This window comes from Marinobacter alkaliphilus (assembly GCF_055394375.1).
In genome coordinates this window covers 1,070,314-1,088,307 of record NZ_AP043751.1, presented here as the reverse complement: position 1 = coordinate 1,088,307, position 17,994 = coordinate 1,070,314, and the positions used below count along the sequence as shown (strand labels likewise).

15 protein-coding genes are annotated in these 17,994 nt (G+C 58.5%); 2 read left to right on the top strand and 13 right to left on the bottom strand.

Annotated elements, in window-relative coordinates; all coding sequences use genetic code 11:
• Nucleotides 1–131: 131 nt before the first annotated feature.
• The 8 genes from ahpC to ACZ5Q2_RS04855 form a co-directional block, all read right to left on the bottom strand.
• Nucleotides 132–695, bottom strand: coding sequence for an alkyl hydroperoxide reductase subunit C (ahpC, locus tag ACZ5Q2_RS04890; RefSeq protein WP_082780548.1), 564 nt, complete (start codon nucleotides 693–695; stop codon nucleotides 132–134).
• A 128-nt stretch (nucleotides 696–823) separates the two neighbouring features.
• Entirely contained in the window at nucleotides 824–2,041 is a 1,218-nt protein-coding gene (locus tag ACZ5Q2_RS04885; protein ID WP_230715692.1) for a BCCT family transporter, read from the bottom strand.
• A 241-nt stretch (nucleotides 2,042–2,282) separates the two neighbouring features.
• On the bottom strand, nucleotides 2,283–3,977 hold the full coding sequence (gene betA / locus ACZ5Q2_RS04880) for a choline dehydrogenase (RefSeq protein ID WP_230715691.1): 1,695 nt from the start codon (nucleotides 3,975–3,977) through the stop codon (nucleotides 2,283–2,285).
• A gap of 27 nt (nucleotides 3,978–4,004) precedes the next feature.
• On the bottom strand, nucleotides 4,005–5,474 hold the full coding sequence (gene betB / locus ACZ5Q2_RS04875; RefSeq protein ID WP_230715687.1) for a betaine-aldehyde dehydrogenase: 1,470 nt from the start codon (nucleotides 5,472–5,474) through the stop codon (nucleotides 4,005–4,007).
• Nucleotides 5,475–5,536: 62 nt separating this feature from the next.
• Nucleotides 5,537–6,130: a transcriptional regulator BetI gene (betI, locus tag ACZ5Q2_RS04870; protein WP_061332048.1), complete on the bottom strand. Its 594-nt coding sequence runs from the start codon at nucleotides 6,128–6,130 to the stop codon at nucleotides 5,537–5,539.
• Nucleotides 6,131–6,229: 99 nt separating this feature from the next.
• Nucleotides 6,230–6,442, bottom strand: a complete 213-nt coding sequence (locus ACZ5Q2_RS04865) for an acetyltransferase (RefSeq protein WP_106693243.1) — start codon at nucleotides 6,440–6,442, stop codon at nucleotides 6,230–6,232.
• A gap of 45 nt (nucleotides 6,443–6,487) precedes the next feature.
• On the bottom strand, nucleotides 6,488–7,204 hold the full coding sequence (locus tag ACZ5Q2_RS04860) for an anti-sigma factor (protein ID WP_230715685.1): 717 nt from the start codon (nucleotides 7,202–7,204) through the stop codon (nucleotides 6,488–6,490).
• Nucleotides 7,201–7,695, bottom strand: coding sequence for an RNA polymerase sigma factor (locus ACZ5Q2_RS04855; protein WP_230715683.1), 495 nt, complete (start codon nucleotides 7,693–7,695; stop codon nucleotides 7,201–7,203). The genes ACZ5Q2_RS04860 and ACZ5Q2_RS04855 overlap by 4 nt, the downstream gene beginning before the upstream one ends.
• Before the next feature lie 137 nt (nucleotides 7,696–7,832).
• Between ACZ5Q2_RS04855 and ACZ5Q2_RS04850 the strand changes: the two genes are divergently transcribed.
• Complete coding sequence (locus ACZ5Q2_RS04850; protein WP_061332054.1) at nucleotides 7,833–9,173, top strand: S8 family serine peptidase; 1,341 nt, start codon at nucleotides 7,833–7,835, stop codon at nucleotides 9,171–9,173.
• Here the strand turns inward: ACZ5Q2_RS04850 and ACZ5Q2_RS04845 are convergent.
• On the bottom strand, nucleotides 9,170–10,126 hold the full coding sequence (locus ACZ5Q2_RS04845; protein ID WP_061332056.1) for a hypothetical protein: 957 nt from the start codon (nucleotides 10,124–10,126) through the stop codon (nucleotides 9,170–9,172). The genes ACZ5Q2_RS04850 and ACZ5Q2_RS04845 overlap by 4 nt on opposite strands.
• 65 nt (nucleotides 10,127–10,191) lie before the next feature.
• A complete protein-coding gene (locus ACZ5Q2_RS04840; protein ID WP_061332058.1) occupies nucleotides 10,192–10,698 on the bottom strand; it encodes a hypothetical protein in 507 nt (168 codons plus the stop codon).
• A 185-nt stretch (nucleotides 10,699–10,883) separates the two neighbouring features.
• Here ACZ5Q2_RS04840 and corA point away from each other — a divergent pair, with 185 nt between their 5' ends.
• Nucleotides 10,884–11,954, top strand: a complete 1,071-nt coding sequence (gene corA / locus ACZ5Q2_RS04835) for a magnesium/cobalt transporter CorA (RefSeq protein ID WP_061332060.1) — start codon at nucleotides 10,884–10,886, stop codon at nucleotides 11,952–11,954.
• On the opposite strand, the gene ACZ5Q2_RS04830 is transcribed toward corA, so the two are convergent.
• The 3 genes from ACZ5Q2_RS04830 to ACZ5Q2_RS04820 all read right to left on the bottom strand — a co-directional run bounded on the left by ACZ5Q2_RS04830 (nucleotide 11,932) and on the right by ACZ5Q2_RS04820 (nucleotide 17,916).
• Nucleotides 11,932–14,508 (bottom strand): EAL domain-containing protein, encoded by a 2,577-nt coding sequence (locus ACZ5Q2_RS04830; RefSeq protein ID WP_227510157.1) that lies wholly within the window; start codon nucleotides 14,506–14,508, stop codon nucleotides 11,932–11,934. The two genes, corA and ACZ5Q2_RS04830, sit on opposite strands and share 23 nt — an antisense overlap.
• Nucleotides 14,509–14,577: 69 nt before the next feature.
• Entirely contained in the window at nucleotides 14,578–15,801 is a 1,224-nt protein-coding gene (locus ACZ5Q2_RS04825; protein WP_061332062.1) for a GGDEF domain-containing protein, read from the bottom strand.
• A 345-nt stretch (nucleotides 15,802–16,146) separates the two neighbouring features.
• Entirely contained in the window at nucleotides 16,147–17,916 is a 1,770-nt protein-coding gene (locus ACZ5Q2_RS04820; protein WP_061332064.1) for a DUF4394 domain-containing protein, read from the bottom strand.
• Nucleotides 17,917–17,994 lie beyond the last annotated feature (78 nt).

Below are 17,994 nucleotides of genomic sequence, written 5' to 3'. Positions count from 1 at the left end.
GGGCCTTCTCAAATTGATTGACCCAACCCATCTGATAGCTCAGATCTATACGATTCCATAAAGTCGATTGATAGATACAAAAAAGGCCCGCTGTGCGGGCCTTCTTGCAAGTTTCACCCGTGCAGGGAAACTTAGATCTTGCCAACCAGGTCCAGAGACGGAGCCAGGGTTTCTTCGCCTTCTTTCCACTTGGCCGGGCATACTTCGCCAGGATGGTTGCGAACGTACTGGGCAGCTTTAACCTTGCGCAGCAGGTCGTCTGCGTCACGGCCGATGCCTTCAGCAGTGATTTCCATCGCCTGGATAACGCCATCCGGATCGATCAGGAAAGTAGCACGATCTGCCAGGCCCTGGCCTTCACGCATAACACCAAAGTTGTTGGTGATGGTGCCAGTCTGGTCGCCTACCATGTAGTAGTTGATCTTGCCGATGGTCTCGGAAGTGTCGTGCCACGCTTTGTGGGTAAAGTGGGTGTCGGTAGACACAGAGAACACTTCAACGCCCAGCTTCTGCAGCTCTTCGTACTTGTCAGCGACATCGCCCAGTTCGGTCGGGCAAACGAAGGTGAAGTCGGCCGGGTAGAAGAAGAAAATGGCCCACTTGCCTTTCACGTCTGCTTCAGAGATTTCAACAAACTCGCCCTGCTTGAATGCGGTGGCGTTGAACGGTTTGATTTCGCTGTTAATGATACCCATCTCAGAATAACTCCTGTTGGTTCATTTGGGTTTAGGCTTGAAAACGGTGCGTAAGATACGGCTTTGGCCTATTGAGTGAAAATTGATTATTTCCACACCCAGGATAGGCTCAACCTATGTATGGGGCCTTATCCCGCAAGTTCAATCTTTCGGAAATCCAGAATATTTTCTTTTGGTGACGATTTGATGGCCGCCACCTCGGCCCGCTTGTTTGCCAGAATGTAGGCGAAACAGGCGAAATACAGGCCAATCACCAACGCTCCAACCCACTGAATACGCAGAAAATCGAGCTGGAACAGCATGGTCAGCATCACCATGGCGCCAAAATTCACGATCACGTAGTTCATTCGGCCCATACGCCGGGCAGTCAGGTTCAGGTTATCGGTGTACAGTCGAATCAGCGAATCCAGTGAGTTCACCACCATCAGAACCCCCACCGAAATCATGGCCAGGTTGGTCATCGCCGCAATCTTCAGACCCTCAGAGTGGTAGTGGAACAGCACCGAGAACCACACACCGATGGCGATGGACGGCACCACCAGCATGGCAATCAGCAACTGCCAGGTTTTAATGCCACTGACAAAACGCGCGGTGAACTGGCCGATCATGATGCTCCAGGAGAACCACCAAAACAGGTAGAACTCATGGTAGTCGTTGATCGGCAGGGCAAAGCGGTGAATATTGGTGAAGTATTCCCCCAGCATGCCTGCGGTGCCAAAGAAATCCGCCGGCGAGCCCTTGCCCAGGGCAAAGGCCCGCAGCCACATGCCAGCAATCAGGGCAATAAACAGCACGCTGGAGCCAATGCTCAGGATACGCACGTATTTGATCTTGGAGCTGGAGTACACCGCCAGGGCAATGGCCGCAAACACGATCACATAGAACGCCGGCATCACGGTTTCACCGTCGCCCAACTGGGGCAGATACCAGGGCAGGTTCACCAGCAACAGGTACGCCGTGAAGGCACAGGTACCGATGATCACCACGTTATTGATGATTTTCACCACCGGGATTTCAAAAAACTTCACCCTCGGCTCGATGATGGCGAAGTAAAAACAGGTCAGGAAGTAGAACCCCCAGATCAGAAATGCCCAGAAGCCAAATTCAATGGCCAGGGGGTTGGCGAACCCGTATTCCGGGCTGGCAGAAAGATCGGCATAGCTGCCGAACTCGGTCAGCGGGAACATGATCAGCCCCACGTCCAGGCCCGAGGTGAACAGAATGGCAATGAACGTCAGGGTGCGAACCGGCGTTACGCCGATACACTGAACATCCCACCACTTGTAAAGAATCAGGGCAATGGCGGCGAAGGTGAAGATCAGGCCTGTGGATAACCAGAGTGTCATGCGCTGAGCCTCCGGTTGGTTGTTTTCAGTTTAATGCACAGCATGGGTGTTCCTCCTCTACTTTTTAAGCGCTGCTTAATTCGAATCGGACACAAACCCCCGCGTTTTCATCTCGTTACGGGCCAGGACTTGCCTATCTGACGCCCAGGAAACGGCCAGCACAGCCGTCGCGTTGATAGGGAAATCCTGATGGTTTGCTAACCCCGGAGGCCTTGCGCCCCCGGGGCCGGGGCTTCGGGCGCTAAATCAGCACCCGTTTTGCTTGCCCCGGTCGTTGGTGTGCCTGCCACTGGTCATCCATTTGGACCGGCACATCCTCAGGTTGCAGGGGCTCCCTGCCCCGGATCAGGTCGGCTGCCCGCTCGGCCACCATGATGGTGGGGGCGTTCAGGTTGCCGTTGGGTATGGTCGGGAAGATGGACGAATCCACCACCCGCAGGTTCTTGAAGCCGTGTACCCGGGTGTCTGGCCCGACTACCGCCATTGCGTCGGTACCCATCTTGCAGGAACAGGACGGATGGTAGGCACTCTCCACCGCCTGGCGCACAAAGGCGTCGATTTCGTCATCGCTCTGCACAGCCACGCCGGGCTGGATTTCCGCACCGCGGTACTGGTCCATGGCGGGCTGGTTGATGATCTCGCGGGTCAGGCGCACGCAATCCCGGAAACCTTCCCGGTCGGCTTCGTGCTCCAGATAATTAAAGCGAATGGCCGGTGCCTGTCTTGGATCGGCGGATTGAACCCGCACATAGCCCCGGCTTTTCGGCTTGTTGTGGCCGATGTGCAGCTGGAAGCCGTCGCCATCAAAGGCTTCTTTGCCGTCATAGCGCATGGCCGCCGGCAGGAAGTGGTATTGCAGGTCTGGCCACTCAACACCCGCCTTGGAGCGGATAAAACCGCAGGACTCGAAGTGGTTGGTGGCGCCCAGCCCGTCTTTGCGCAGAATCCAGCGCACGCCGATCTTGAGCTTGTTCCACCAGTCCAGCTTGCCGTTGAGCGACACCGGCTGTTTGCAGCGGAACTGGAAGTAGAATTCCAGGTGGTCCTGCAGGTTCTCACCCACGCCGGGCAGCTCGTGCTTGACCTCAATACCGGCCTGTTCCAGCACCGCTCGCTTGCCGATGCCGGACAACTGCAGCAAATGGGGTGAACCAATGGAACCGGCAGACAGAATCACTTCCTCGGCGGCATTGGCCTCGTGCATCTTGCCGCCCTGCTCGTAACGCACGCCGGTGGCGGTTTTGCCATCCGCACCACCAAGCAGCACCTTGTGCACAAGGGCGTGGGTCACCACCGTCAGGTTCGGTCGCGCCATGGCCGGGCGCAGGTAGGCGTTGGCCGTGGACCAGCGGCGACCGTTCTTCACGGTCATGTGCATGGCACCGAAGCCTTCCTGCTGGGCGCCGTTGTAATCGGCCGTTTCCAGGTAGCCGGCATCCACACCCGCCTTGATGAACGCCTTGTACAGCGGGTTACGCATGTTGTTGCCGTTGTTGACGCCCAGCGGGCCGGTGTCGCCCCGGTAGTCATCACCGCCAAAGGCCCAGGTCTCCGCCTTTTTGAAATACGGCAGTACGTTCTGGTAATGCCAGCCCGTGGCGCCCTCGGAATCCCATTCGTCGAAATCCCGGGCGTGGCCACGAACATAGACCATGCCGTTGATGGACGAGGAGCCGCCCAGCACCTTGCCCCGGGGACAGTGCATGCGGCGATTGTCCAGGTACGGTTCTGGCTCGGTCTCGAACTGCCAGGCGTACTTCTTGGTGTTCATGGGGATGGACAGGGCGGTGGGCATCTGGATAAAGATGCTCTTGTCGCTGCCGCCGGTCTCCAGCAGCAGCACCTTGTGGCGGGCGTCTTCGGTGAGGCGGTTGGCCAGCACACAGCCGGCCGAGCCCGCGCCCACAATGATGTAGTCGTATCGGTTTTCTGTCATACGCGTTCTCCTCTGTGGCCGGCGGGATTAAAACGGGGCGTCCAGATCCTGCATTCCGATATAAACGGATTTGATCTGGGTATAGTGCGCAATGGTCTCGCGCCCGTTTTCCCGGCCAATACCGGAGAGTTTGTAACCGCCCACCGGCATTTCCGCCGGCGAGGCGCCGTAGCTGTTGATCCAGCAGATACCGGCCTGGATCTGGTGAATCACCCGGTGCGCCCGGCGGATGTCATTGGTGAACACCCCGGCGGCCAGACCGGTATCGGTACTGTTGGCCCGGGCAATCACCTCGTCCTCATCGCGGAAGATGAGCACCGACATCACCGGCCCGAAGATTTCTTCCTTCACGATGGTCATGTCGTCGGTGCAGTCGGTGAAAATGGTGGGCTCGACAAAATAACCCCCTTTCGAGTCTTCCGGCTCGAACGCCCGGCCGCCGTGGCTCAGGGTGGCGCCTTCGGCAATGCCCTTGCCGATGTAGCCCAGGACCAGCTCCTGATGCTTTTTGGAGATCAATGCGCCGAAGTTGGTGGCCGGGTTCATCGGGTCACCGGCTTTGATGTTCTTGCGGGTGCGTTCCAGCAGCCGTTCAATAAAGCGCGGGTAGATGCCTTCGTGTACAAACACCCGGGTGCCGTTGGTGCAGATTTCGCCCTGGGTGTAGAAGTTGCCCACCATGGCTGCAGAGATGGCGTTCTCCAGATCCGCATCGTCAAAGATGATCAGTGGGGATTTGCCACCCAGCTCCATGGTCACGTCTTTCAAAGACGACGCGGCCGCAGCCATCACCTTCTTGCCGGTGGCCACTTCGCCGGTGAACGACACCTTGGCAATCTCCGGGTGATGGGTCAGCCACTGGCCAACCTCGGCAGCGCCCTGCACCACGTTGAACACGCCCGCCGGCACGCCGGCCTCGATGAAGATTTCCGCCAGCTTCACCGCACCCATGGGGGTCTCTTCCGACGGTTTGAAGATCATGGCGTTGCCACAGGCCAGCGCCGGGGCGGACTTCCAGCAGGCGATCTGGATCGGATAATTCCAGGCGCCGATGCCAGCGCAGATACCCAGCGGCTCCCGGCGGGTGTAGTAGAAGTCACCGCCCAAATCCTGCTGGTTGCCCTCGATGGAGGGTGCCAGGCCGGCAAAAAACTCGATGGCATCAGCACCGGTCACCACATCCACGGCTTCGGCTTCCTGCCAGGGTTTGCCGGTGTCACGTACTTCCACCGCCGCCAGTTCGTCATTACGTTCTCTGAGCAGCGCCACCGCTTTGAGCAGAATCCGGCTGCGCTCAATGGCCGGAGTGGCCGCCCACTGGGCAAACCCGGCGCGGGCACTTTCAATGGCGGCCTGCTGGATGGCTTCATCCGCCACTTCCACCTGGTAAATCACCTGGCCGGTGGCCGGATTCACCACCGGGAAGGTCTCACAGGAACGGTTGGCCAGAAAACGGCCGTGGACAAAGTTCTGAACAACAGGAGCAGATGCAGACATAAGCGGTTGGTAACCTCGATTCAGTGTCTTCAGGCCTTGTGGGCCATGGCATTCGTGTTGGCTCAGGCGCTTGCCCGGGCCAGTGTCTCGTGAACAAACTGCTTGCAAAGCCGCTCACCGGCTTCAAAGCTTTCGGCCGGGTCCAGGCTCAGGGCGCTGCGCAACCAGAAGCCGTCAATCATCGCTGCGGTTTGTCGGGCCGCTTCCGTGGCCTGCTCTGGTGGCAACACCTGGGCAAACGAGTAGCGCAGGTTGCTATACAGCCGGGCGTTGTTGATCTGCTGCAGCCGCTTCAGCCCCGGCTCGTGCATGGAACGGGCCCAGAAGCTGAGCCAGGTTTTCGCCGCCAGCGCCGAGCGCTGGAACTCGGAAAAGTTGGACTCAATGATGCAATCCAGCCGCTGGGCCGGGGAGCGATCGGTTTTCGCCATGCGCTCCCGCAGCTCCTTGCCGAGCTGGTCCAGCAAATACCGCAAGGCCGCTTCGATCAGCCCCTGCTTGCCCCCGAAGTAATGGCTGATAATCCCGGACGACATGCCTGCCCGCTTGCTGATACTGACAATGGTGGTGTTCTGCATCCCCAGCTCGGCGATGGACTCCATGGTGGCGTCGATCAACTGTTGGCGACGGGTGTCTTTGATTCCGACTTTTGGCATGGCAGGCGAGCGCTTTTCCGTATTTTTTCGTTAATTGAACGTTCAATTAATAAAAAGGTTACAGAAATGTGAGGAAGGATTCAAATATTCCAATCCCGGCTACTGCTTCAGGCGATAATCCGGGTCGGTCCAGCACTTGGGCAATGCCTCGCCCGAAGCGAATACCAGGTCACTTTTCTCATAGAATTCCGGATCCTGGGCTTCCTCTCCATAGTGCATACTGCCCTTGATCCGGCTTTTATGAGGGTTGAACAACGCCTGGGTATCCAGCACTTCAATCAAGTGCCCGGTGGATCTCTCTGCCACAAACATAACGGCCTCCTTTGTCCTACCAAAAGCTTAGACCATTGGCAGAGCTCAGGGGCTGTCCCACCCATCTTGCAGCAGCTGTTGCTCATCTTGCGGGCTCAGTGCGGGGCCAACCATCAGTTGATCCAGGGTATCGTCCATGGCCTGACCACCACTGGCTGTCTGGTAGGTTTGGCCGGGCTGGTGCGGTTCAACCTCGGCGTGGGCCACGGCCTGCCACGTGCCGCTGGCATCCCGGCAAGCAACGTTTTCAGAAGAGGCCGCCGGTTGATCAACTCGGAACTGACGGCACCAGTCGCCAGCCTGGCTTCGGAAGGTCAGTCTCGGCATGACGGTGGTATCGGAACCAACCTCATAGGCCTGGCCGCTGGGCTGCTGTTCCAGGGCCTGGGCGATGGACGGCCAAGCGGGATCGTCCACCGCCGGTGAACCCAGCCACTGAGTCATGGCGAAGCCGGCCACCACGGCGGCAGCCACCGCTTTACCGGAATGTTCCTTCAGCCGGCGCCACCAGGGAAAGGCCACCACGTTGTCCGGGCGGTTCTCGGGGGCGGCCTGCGCCAGCAATTGCGTTACCCCATCCGGCATGGGCTGTTGATCAATGGCCCCGTAATGCCGCTGCAACTCGGCATCCACCGAGGCCAGTTCCGCCAGCCGGTCCGCCAGGGCCGGGTCCAGGGCGATCTGATCGCGCACCGCGTTCATTTCCGGCTCGCTCAGTTCGTTATCGAGAAACGCGGACAGTACTTCGTCTGTGATGTTCATGATTCGGTCCTCATACCCGCCGCCGGCGCCAATGCCTCACTTAATGCGGCTCTTGCTCGAGCCAGGCGGCTCATTACGGTGCCCTTGGGGACTTCCAGAATATCGGCCACTACTTTGTAGGGCAGGCCCTGAATGGCCACCAGTGAGATAATCTGGCGCTGGTCCTGGGGCAGCTCCGCCATGGCCGCATCCACCCTGCTCCATTCGATCTGCTGGGTGGTGTGGTGCTCGCCGTTGATGACCTGGCCATCCGACAACTCCGGCTTTTCGGCCGCTTCCCGGCGAACCTTTCTGGCCCGGCATTCGTCTATCCACACATTACGGCACACCCGGAACGCCCATTTGGTCAGGTCTGCGTCATCCGGCCGGTCCCGTGCCAGCAACCGCTCCACCGTGCTCTGAAGCAGGTCGTCGGCATCCGGCATTGAGCCGGTCAGCGAATAGGCAAATCGCCGCAGCCCAGGTAACAGTTCAGTCAATTCCTGTTGCATGGCATTGTCTTTTCGTGAGTGTTATCAGTAGAACGGCTCAGGCCGAACGTTATTCCCGGCCAAAGGGAATTTTTTTCGCCCCCGGCCGTTAAATAACAAGAAAGCCCTACACCCTTGGCTCAACCGGAAGGCGTTTTATGAAATTCGATACCACCCGTGGCCTGATCAGCGTGCTTACCCTGTGTTCCGTGTCTACCATGGCGCTGGCCATTGGCAGCCAGGCACTGGACAGGCAACTGGACTCTGTGTCCCGCCAGGTTGAGCAGAAAACCGAGCGAGCCATCGAACGCTCCGTGGACCGCCGGCTGGACGCCGTGGAACAGCGCATTGAAGCCCGCGTTGAACAGGCCAGGGGCCAGTTGCCCCGGTTACCGCGCTCTCTCCCTATTCACACGCAGCAAGGCGGCAAAGCGTTCAATGATGTGATGCTGGATGACGGCTTCCGGGCCGTGGAGCGCCAGTGGCTGGCCACCGGCACCGCCGCTGAAGTCGCCGAACTGGACCGCCCTGGCATCACCATTCTGGAGCGCCGTGAACTGACCGGCCTGGGCATGATTCTGGTACGGTTTCGGGTAGCCCCGGCACTGGATTCGCTGGACGCCCTGCAAGCGGAACTGCCGGGGCTGGCAGATCAACTGGACCGGAACCACATTTATGCGCCACAAAGTGACAACGCCCCCGAAAGCAGCGACGTGGCCCGGCCCCAGTGGCAAAGCCTGTGCTCCGCGCCAGTGCGGGTAGGCATGGTGGATACCGCCATTGCGCTGGATCACCCGGTGTTTGGAGGCGCACAGATTGTTCAGGAAAGCTTTCTGGAACTGGCAGAGGCAAAAGGCGAACTTGCCGCTCCCACTGCCCACGGTACGGCAGTCGCCAGCCTGATGATCGGCCGCCAGGCGCCGCAGTGGCCGGCCCGCTTACCGGGGGCCACGCTGTTTAATGCCTCGGTGTTCTATGGGCGGGATCAGGCGCTGTCCGGGGCGACGCTGGGGCACTTGCTGGATGGCCTGAGCTGGCTGGCAACCCAGGAAGTTGCAGTGATCAATATCAGCCTGACCGGGCCAGACAACCGGCTGTTGAAAACAGCCATCGAACGGCTGGATGAACGGGGAATCGGTTTGATCGCCGCTGTCGGCAACGAGGGGCCAGCAGCCGCCCCACTTTACCCGGCCGCCTATGGGCCGGTGATCGGTGTCACGGCCGTGAATGGCTCTGGTGAACTGTACCGCTGGGCCAACCAGGGCGAGCAGGTGCAATTCGCCGCCCCCGGTGTTGCGGTGCCGGTAGCCATACCCGAGGGTGGCATGGCTCTGGACAGCGGCACCTCTCTGGCGGCCCCGGTGGTGGCCTCTGCACTGGCCTGCGAGCTCAGCCAGTTTGATTTGCCCGGTGCCATAGAAGCATTGACGAGCAATGCCAAAGACCTCGGCGAACCGGGCCGCGATACCCGGTTCGGCCATGGTTTGCTGGATTACTAGAAACCCGCTCGCAGCGACACACCTGCCACAAACCGGTCGTAATCCGCGGAATCGATGGTGGAGGTGTAGTGGCCGTAAGACAGCGTCGGTTCCAGACTGAACACTTCGTTCAGGCCCAGCCGCCAGCTGGCTTCCACCACGCGCGCCTTGTCCACCCGCTGGCTGGTTCGCTCGGCCAGATCCCGGGTGAGAAAATCGTTCAGCGGGCGGTTATCCTCTTCCGTGATCACCACCTCATCGTATTCCTGATCTTCATAACGCCAGCCCAACCGGAAGCGGCTGTCCTGGCCACCGACGGTAAACCGGTGCACCAACGCCACCCGCAACCGGAGCAACTGGTTATCGTAGGCATCCGAGCGGGCGTCTTCGTCGTCCAGGTCAACCCCGAACACCAGGTTGCTGCGGGCCTGATTGAAAAAGAAGAACGCATCAAAACTGCCACCCCGGATATCGGAATCCCGGGCCGTGCCCTCGTTAAAATCCTTCGATTTGTCCTGAACACTGGCCAGCAGGTACACGTTCTCGCCAATCAGACTGCCCAGATACAGGCTGGTGCGCCGGAAATCCAGGAACCGGTCAGAATCCAGGGTGGCGTAGGAATAGTGATAGCTGGCGCCCACCGTAACCGGATCAAAATCATAGCTCAGGTCCGCAGAAAGCAGGTGAATGTCCTGATCAAACCGGTCCAGATTATGATACCGGCGCCCGGACAGGTCGTATCCCAGCGTCAGGTTCAGCGCTTCGGTGGGTTTCAGAATGCCTTCCAGCCCGGCCTCAAACACCCAGGCTTCGTCGCTCTGATCCGACGAGGCGTTAAGCTCATCTACCGTCACGTTGCTGTCGTGTTCCAGGCCGCCGGCCAAGTAGCCGTTCACTTCGGAATCCGCTTGTACTGCCGGCACCACAAGCCCCAGCGTTACAAACCAGATCGACATTCGTTGAATGTTACGCATGTCTGCTCCTTGTTCGCTCACAAACAAAGGCCGGGCGCAGGGCCCGGCCATGGTCGGTTGAGTGATTACTGACCACCGTTGCGGACAGAGCCTTGCACAGCACCACGCACAGTGCTCTGTACCTCGCCACGGACCGTGTCAGAAACAGACGTTCCAATCTGCTTGTTGGTTTCAGCGCGAATCTCGGCATTTCGGGCCTCATTCACCCGTTCGCGGGCCTGCTCACGGCGCTGGGCCGCGCTGTCTACGGCGGCTTCGCCCTGAGCCCGGGCCGTGCCGCTGACCCGTTCACCAACTTCAACGCCCATGGTGGCCGCCTGGCTGGCACTTTCACGAGCCTCCGCGCTCACCGTCTCACCGTGGTCGGCGGCTTCGTCACGGGCCGCATCGCCATCAACCTGCGCCTGCGCATTGGCTGAGCCGCTGCCCTGAGCCGACGCACCATCGCGGGCACTGGCCTGGGCGCTCATGTTGGCCTCAGCCTCCACGTTCGCATTGGCGGCACCTTGCTGGGCGAACACGCCGGTGGAAACCAAAGAACAGATTGCGAGTGTCAGTACATGCTTTTTCATGGAAACATCCTCCTGTGTTTTGCCCTTTCGGGTTGCTTTCATCAGGAAGACGGGTGGGCAGCCAATGTATTCCGAAAAAATTCACCATTAATGCATTAACATTGAGTAACCAACGGTTTTTACGTTGTTTTTCCGGGTTTTGTGCTACGTTTGAATTTGAATCGTTACCGCAGGACACTGTTTGAATGGCCTATTTCAGCAAGCACTACCATGCGCCCGGCACCGCCCCTGGCACCCTGGTATCCTCTGACTCCGACCATAAGATGTCCATTCACCTGATCGACTACTCGGGTGACCATGTCGAAGAACAACGGCTGGCCACGGCGGAGGAGTGCCAGGACTACCTGGAGCGAGACTCCAAAACCTGGATTCAGATCAACGGCCCCGTCGACGCCAACACCCTGCGCGCCCTGGGCGATATGTTCGACCTGCACGACCTGGCACTGGAAGACGTTCTTAATAGTGGCCAACGCCCCAAAATGGAACTGTATGACGACCAGGTGTTTCTCATCGCCGCCATGCCCATGTTCGATGGCGAGCGCCTGGAAGTGGTTCAGGTCAGCCTGTTCGCCGGTGCCGATTACCTGATCTGCCTGTGCCCGCTGGAAGAGGACCCGTTCGAGCCAGTCCGCAAGCGCATTCGCCAGCCCAACAACCGCCGGTTTACCTCTCGGGGCATCGACTACCTGCTTTACGCCATGCTGGACCTGATTACCGACTCCGCGTTCCCGGTGCTGGAAACCTTTGGCGATAAGCTGGAGGAAATGGAAATCGAACTGCTGGAGCACCCCCGCAAGCAAACCCTCACGGCCCTGCACCACCTGAAGCGGGAGCTGCTGATGCTCAGGCGGGTTCTCTGGCCCCAACGGGAAGCGCTCACCACCCTGATGCGCATGGAAAATTCATTGATACACCAGGACACCCTGATTTACTTCCGGGATTGCCAGGATCACAGCATCCAGATTATCGAACTGCTGGAAAGCTTCCGGGACATGGCCACCAGCATGCTGGATATCTACCTCTCCAGCATCAGCCAGAAAACCAACGACACCATGCGGGTATTAACCATCATCGCCACCATTTTCATCCCGCTGACGTTTATTGTGGGCGTGTACGGGATGAACTTTGAGCACCCGGACAGCCCCTGGGCCATGCCGGAGCTGGGCTGGTATTACGGCTACCCGATGGTGTGGGGGCTGATCATTGCCGTTACCGCCGGCCTGATCTGGTTCTTCAAACGACGGAACTGGATGTAAGCAGCCAGTCTTTTATCGACTCCAGTGGGGCTGGCCGGCATAACCAGAAGCCCTGCAACATATCGGCCCCCATGGTTGCCAGCAGCCTGGCAGATGCCTCATCCTCCACGCCTTCCGCCACCACCAGAAAGCCCAGGCTGCGGCCCATGGTGATGGCGGTTTCAGCGATGGTTCTTGAGCTGTCACTGGAACAGATATCCTGCAGTAGCGACCGGTCCAGCTTGATTTCATCAGCAGGCAGACGCTTGAGGTACGATAACGACGAATAGCCGGCCCCGAAATCATCAATGGACACCTTCAGGCCGGAGCTGGCGAGCCGCTCCAGCGCCTGCAAACCTTTGTCGGGGTCGTCCATCGCTGCCGTTTCCGTAAGCTCCACAATGACATCGCCGGCCTGCAAGCCATAGGTCTCCAGGGCCGTCGCAAACAGTTCATCCAGGCCAGGAGACAGAAGATCCCGGGCCGAAATATTGACCGACATGGTCAGCCCGGGAGACACGCTCTGAAGAGATTTGAGGTCTGCCAGGGCCTGGTCAACAACCCACCGGGTGAGGTGTTTGATGACCCCGGTTTTCTCCGCCAGCGGTATAAACTCATCCGGCGGCACCCAGCCACGCTCAGGGTGAAACCAGCGCATCAATGCCTCGACGCCGACCACCTCACCCGTGGAAAGACGGATCTTCGGCTGGTAGTACAGTTCGGTTTGCCGGTTCTGTATCGCCTCTCGCAGGTGCGAGATCAAGGTCAGCCGGCTTTCATCATAGATGTCGTATTTGCCGGAATAGAACCCCGTCTCGAATGAGCCCCGGGGAGTCATCTCCATCGCCACGTGGGCATTGCGAATCAGCACACTGGCCTTTTTACCATGATCGGGGAAGCTGGCAGCGCCGTATTTCAAGTGCGGATCAATCGCCAGATGATCCAGTGCTATCGGTTGCGCCAGTTGCTTGAGGGCACTGTCCAATGCCCCGAAATCATCACCCGCCTTGCGGGCATCCACAAGCAGGCCAAAGCTGTCTCCGGAAATCTGATACACGCGCTCAGTCCTGCCCAGGCTATCCTGAGTGGCATGCACCATCGGCAACTGCCCCGCCAGCATGGTCATCTGTTCTGCCAGCCGCTTAAGCAGCCGCTCACTGCGCTCAAGGCCCAGGGTCCGGTTAATCTCCTCCAGGCCGGTTACCCGAGCCACTCCCACCATATAGGAACCACCCGGGTTCAGTTTCAGCTGTTCGTCTACCATCCATTCAAAGCGATTTCGGTTCGGCAGGCCGGTGGCCGGGTCATGGGTCATGGCGTAAGTCAGGCGATCCTGGGCATCACGGCGCGCCTTTTCCTGGCGCAGAATATCGGCCTGGGCCTGAATCTTCTGCTCCCTTTCCCGGTACAAGCGGTCCGCCAGGGCCAGGGTAAGAATAAACGCCTCCAGCCCCGAACCAATCTGCATGGCGTAATTGGTAAAGAAGTTCTCGGGAAACACCCCCAAAGCCCGACCTGCCGTGGCCATGACACCCACGGTCAGTGGAGACCACGCCACGGTAAAAAAGATCCCGGCCCGAACCCCGGCGGCCCAGCTCACGGGCCCGGCAATCATCAACAGAGAAAAGAACACAAACGCCGAGACAGCCGCCAGCAGTATCCCCGTTTTGTAGTCCAGAAACGGTACCGCCAGAAAGTACAGAACCTCGAAAATCAACATCCCGATCAAAGCCGCCCGGAGCCGAGGGCTGTGGGAACGCACCCGCAAAAATTCCATACAGAACAAGATTGAGAACATCGCCAGGAACGGGATGGACAGCATCAGCACCTGGGCATGAACAGCCGGAAACGCCGGGTAGATATGCTGTAAGCTGAAACCTCGGATCGACGCGAAAAACACCAGGTAACCGAAGATCGCGAGGCAGTAATACAGGTAGAGCTTTTCCCTCAGAGTAAGAAACACCGCGAGGTTGATCAGAATGATCACGGTAAGGCTGCCAAAGTAGAAAAACTGCAGCTTTTGCTCGGCCCCGGCGGATTCGTAGAACTGATTCTCACGCCAGAGACTGAACGGCAACACCATGGTGCCTTCGGTGACCACCCGAATGTAGAGGGTCTTTGCCTCTTGCGGGGCAAGCTGGAAACGCAGCAGGCTGTTGGGGTGGTCGACGTCACGGGGGTAAAACGGCCGGCGATCCCCGGTCTGGAATGTTCGAACCAACTCACCTTCAGCGATTACATGGAAGGTTACGTCATCGAGTTGAGAGTATGCGAGTTCGGCAATGAGGCTGAGGCTGTCCGGGGTATGGTTAACAACCGGAACCCGCAACCAGTAGGCCGAGTCGGTAATGCCGAGGGTTGCCCGGCCGTTGGCCTGAACCTGCCATGCGGCATCTGGCAGCGCCCGGATTTCATCCAGCGTGGCGCATGTGCTGGTGTCTTCCCAGTATTGAAACTGATGGCCGATGGCGGCGCCGGGCATGATGGTTACCGGCTCCATAGCTGCAGTGCTGATCGGCCAAACGATCAGGAACAGCACCAAACCCAGTATCCGCCATGCCTTGCAAGGGATCACCAACAGCAAACTCCCCGAAAGTGGCTACACGCCTTTTTGTTGTTTTATGCACTTAATACTAGCAAGGCATCAGGGCAGATCGCTACTACCTATTCCCATTCGAGCGCAATTACGGCCAGCAGCCTTGGCTTCATACACCGCCCTATCAGCCACCTGCTGCAATTGGTCCGCGTCCTCGCCATGCTCTGGGAACATAGCAATGCCAACACTGCACCCAATGGTGATATCGGCAGAATCAACCCGAAAAGGTTCGGCGAGAGTCTTGATGATTTCAGCGGCTTTGCTCATGGCATTGGAATCGTCTCGAAGGCCAGGAAGCACCACCACAAACTCATCCCCGCCCACCCGGGCAACGGTGTCAGAGGCCCGCACAATGGCACTCATGCGACTGGCCGCCGCCTGCAACACCTGATCACCTGCCGCGTGGCCATAGGTATCATTTACTGGTTTGAACTGATCCAGATCCACATACAGCAACCCTACCCTTTTTTGCTCCCGGTGCGCTGAGGCCAGTGCCTGCGTCAGCCTGTCAAACAACAGCGAGCGATTAGGCAGGCCGGTCAGCGGGTCAGTATGGGCCTGAGACCAGAGCAGGCGGTTGGCTTCCTTCAGCTCCAAATTCTTCACTTCATCGATAACGCCATACAGAAACAGACGGCGCTGATTGAAACTGTTGTACCAGCTGATCACCAAACCAAATACAAGAACAGACGCGTGCAAACTCGCATAGATGAACACCCGCATCCATTCGCCCTGGTTAAGCCACCACACGCCTCCCAGAACCAGCGCAGTAAGTGTGCAGGAGCTTATAACCGCCGTACTGAAGCGCGCACTCGAACCAATGTTGAGCCAAAGCACAAAAATGACACTGGCAAAGGCATAAACGCCCACCTCTGGGCCTGAGCTCCGAAACAGCACCGAATACCAGATAACGGCCGCCACATGCACGTACAAAGCACCAACGGCTTCCAGCAAATAGATATTCTGCGCCTTCACAACCATCCACTGGGTCAGACCCAGCACGGCTGCCAAAAACACAGCTCGCAACAGCAGCGAGCTCCAGAAAACATCCCGGGCGACCACAAGATCACCGAGCGCAAACAGGAAGTACCCGATAGCGCCAATAACAATGACCGCATGAATATACGGGCGGGTTTTAGTATCAACATAGTCCGCAAAGCGAATGGACAAAGATGGGGGAATCGGCGCACCCGGGCGCGCCAGCGCTCTGGTGGCCAGAGCCCCCAATGTTGAATCAGGCGGATTCTTACGGTCGATTGTCAGGCTCCGCATAGGCTATTGCTCAAGTTGACCGAACGCTCTCGCTGCGTCAATTTCATGCCCTGAGCAGCGCTGTCGCATCAATACCTCTATCTACAGGGCATTCTCTGTGTCATCCAGCTGGTCGGCGATGGTGGTCACCAACCCAATCTCACTCATCAGCCACGCTACTTCCCGTTCCAGACGATCAAGATTGATGATCATAAACACCACATCATCTGCTCCCGGGCTGACTATCTACCTCTCGATCATACTGGAAAACGGCGCTTTTCCGATGATGTGTCTTCGAAATGCAGGTATAGATCTCGTTATAAAATAACCCCGGCACAAGGCCGGGGCGAGATTATACAGGTATGATCAGCGCCCGGCTTCCATAACCACCGGCTCGGGAATCACAACCGACATGGCGTTAACCGCCACGGGGTTGGCGGTTCCACCAATCGGACCAACCTGCTCAGCGGTTCCAGCCAGAAGGTTGAGGGTATACAGCGTGGAGCCTGCGCCGGTTTCCGTTCTAAGGGCCGCGTAGGCGGTGCCGCTCTGGGCAATGTCCATGGCTTGCTGAATGGTGCCATCCATCGGCAATGCCAAACCTTCCAGCAAGCCGTCGCCCACCGCCACCAGGGCGCCATCGTTAGGCACCGCAACCCGCGCCAGGCCACTGTTTCTGGCATCAATCACGTACTGGAAATCCAGGCTGGGGGTTGCACCCTCAAGCTGCAGGGGCGCTGCACGGTAAGCCACCGCCACGGGTACCGGCACCATGGTGTCACCCAGGCGAACGGTGCCATCGGCAAAGGCAAAACCGGCGGCGCGCGCTTCATCCGCCAGCACACGGCCTTCATCCAGGTTCACCCGGAGGTTCTGGCCGGCATCGCCGATGATTCGCAGCAAATCTGCACGGGGGTTGAAGTCTATGTCGAAGCGGGTACCGGACAGAGCAGTGGCAAGCGTCGCGATCTCCGTTGCCTGTGCCTCTGGCGGCACAATGAGCGGATCGCTTTCTTCCAGGAGGTAGATTCGGCCACTTTGAGCAACAGCATACAGACCATCCTCTGCGCCCTCAGGACTGGTGGTGCGAAGATCGAAGCCAACAATCACGTCGCCCTCAACCAAACCGGTGACTGGCAAGGTTTCATCATATTCCGCCAGCGCCATGCCCGGCATCGAGTCAGCCGGATTCAGCTCAACTATCCGAAGCACAAATTCATCAACTGCGGACTGTTCGAACACAATGAACTCACGCAAGGCAGGCTCATCGGTAACATCATTCACCACCAGATCCATGTAGTTACCACCAGCCTCAGGGGCCGGCAATGGCTTGATCAGGGTGGTGGCTGCGGTCTCCAGGTTAATACCGTACAGGCCAACATTACCGTCCACCTCGAACACGGCGTAGTGCTCGTTCATACCGCCTTCGGTGGTAAACACGTTATAGCCTTTAACATCCACCGATTCGGCGTTCGGGAACAGGGCGCCAATGCGCGTTAGCAGGCCAACATTCGGGTTCTGCTGAAAGAAGGTGCGGGAGTCTGCGCTAATCACAAACATCTGCGTGCCTTCCTGCCCGGGATTCACATTGGTGTAGGCCGTAGCCACCACACCCTGGAGGTAGCCGAAAGTACCGTCTACCAGGGCTTGCTGCTGGGCGTTCTCAACCAGGGCCGGAGACCCCATGCGGAAATTCTGCCGGGCATCACTGATCAGGCGCAGGGCATTGGCGGCGGGATTGAAATCAATGTCGTAGCGGGCACCCGCCAGTTCACCAATACTGGCAGTGACAAGGGTGGTTTCTGCCGTCATGGGGTCAACCAGCACCAACTGCCCCATATCGGTCAGCGCATAGAGTTCACCGGAGGCCGGCCGGAAATCCAGCCCCACAACCGAGCCCGCCACATCCAGGGAGCCCACGGCCACAACCGTGGATGGATCAGACAGTGAGAAACGCACCAGGCAGGCGTTGTCTGCCGTCACTGCCAGCACATCGTTGGCTGTCAGCGCAGATAAATCCGCTTCGGCGTTGCACTGGAATGGCGTGTTTGCAGCACCGCCACCGGAGCTGCTGTTACAACCCGCCAGCGCCACAGCGGCGGATAAAACCGATACGGTCATGAGTTTGTTATTCATCGCTCTAATCCCTAAGTTGATCGTAGTTTCTTAACCGCAAGGGATCGAAGAGCCATCAAACACAACGATGACCGCGCT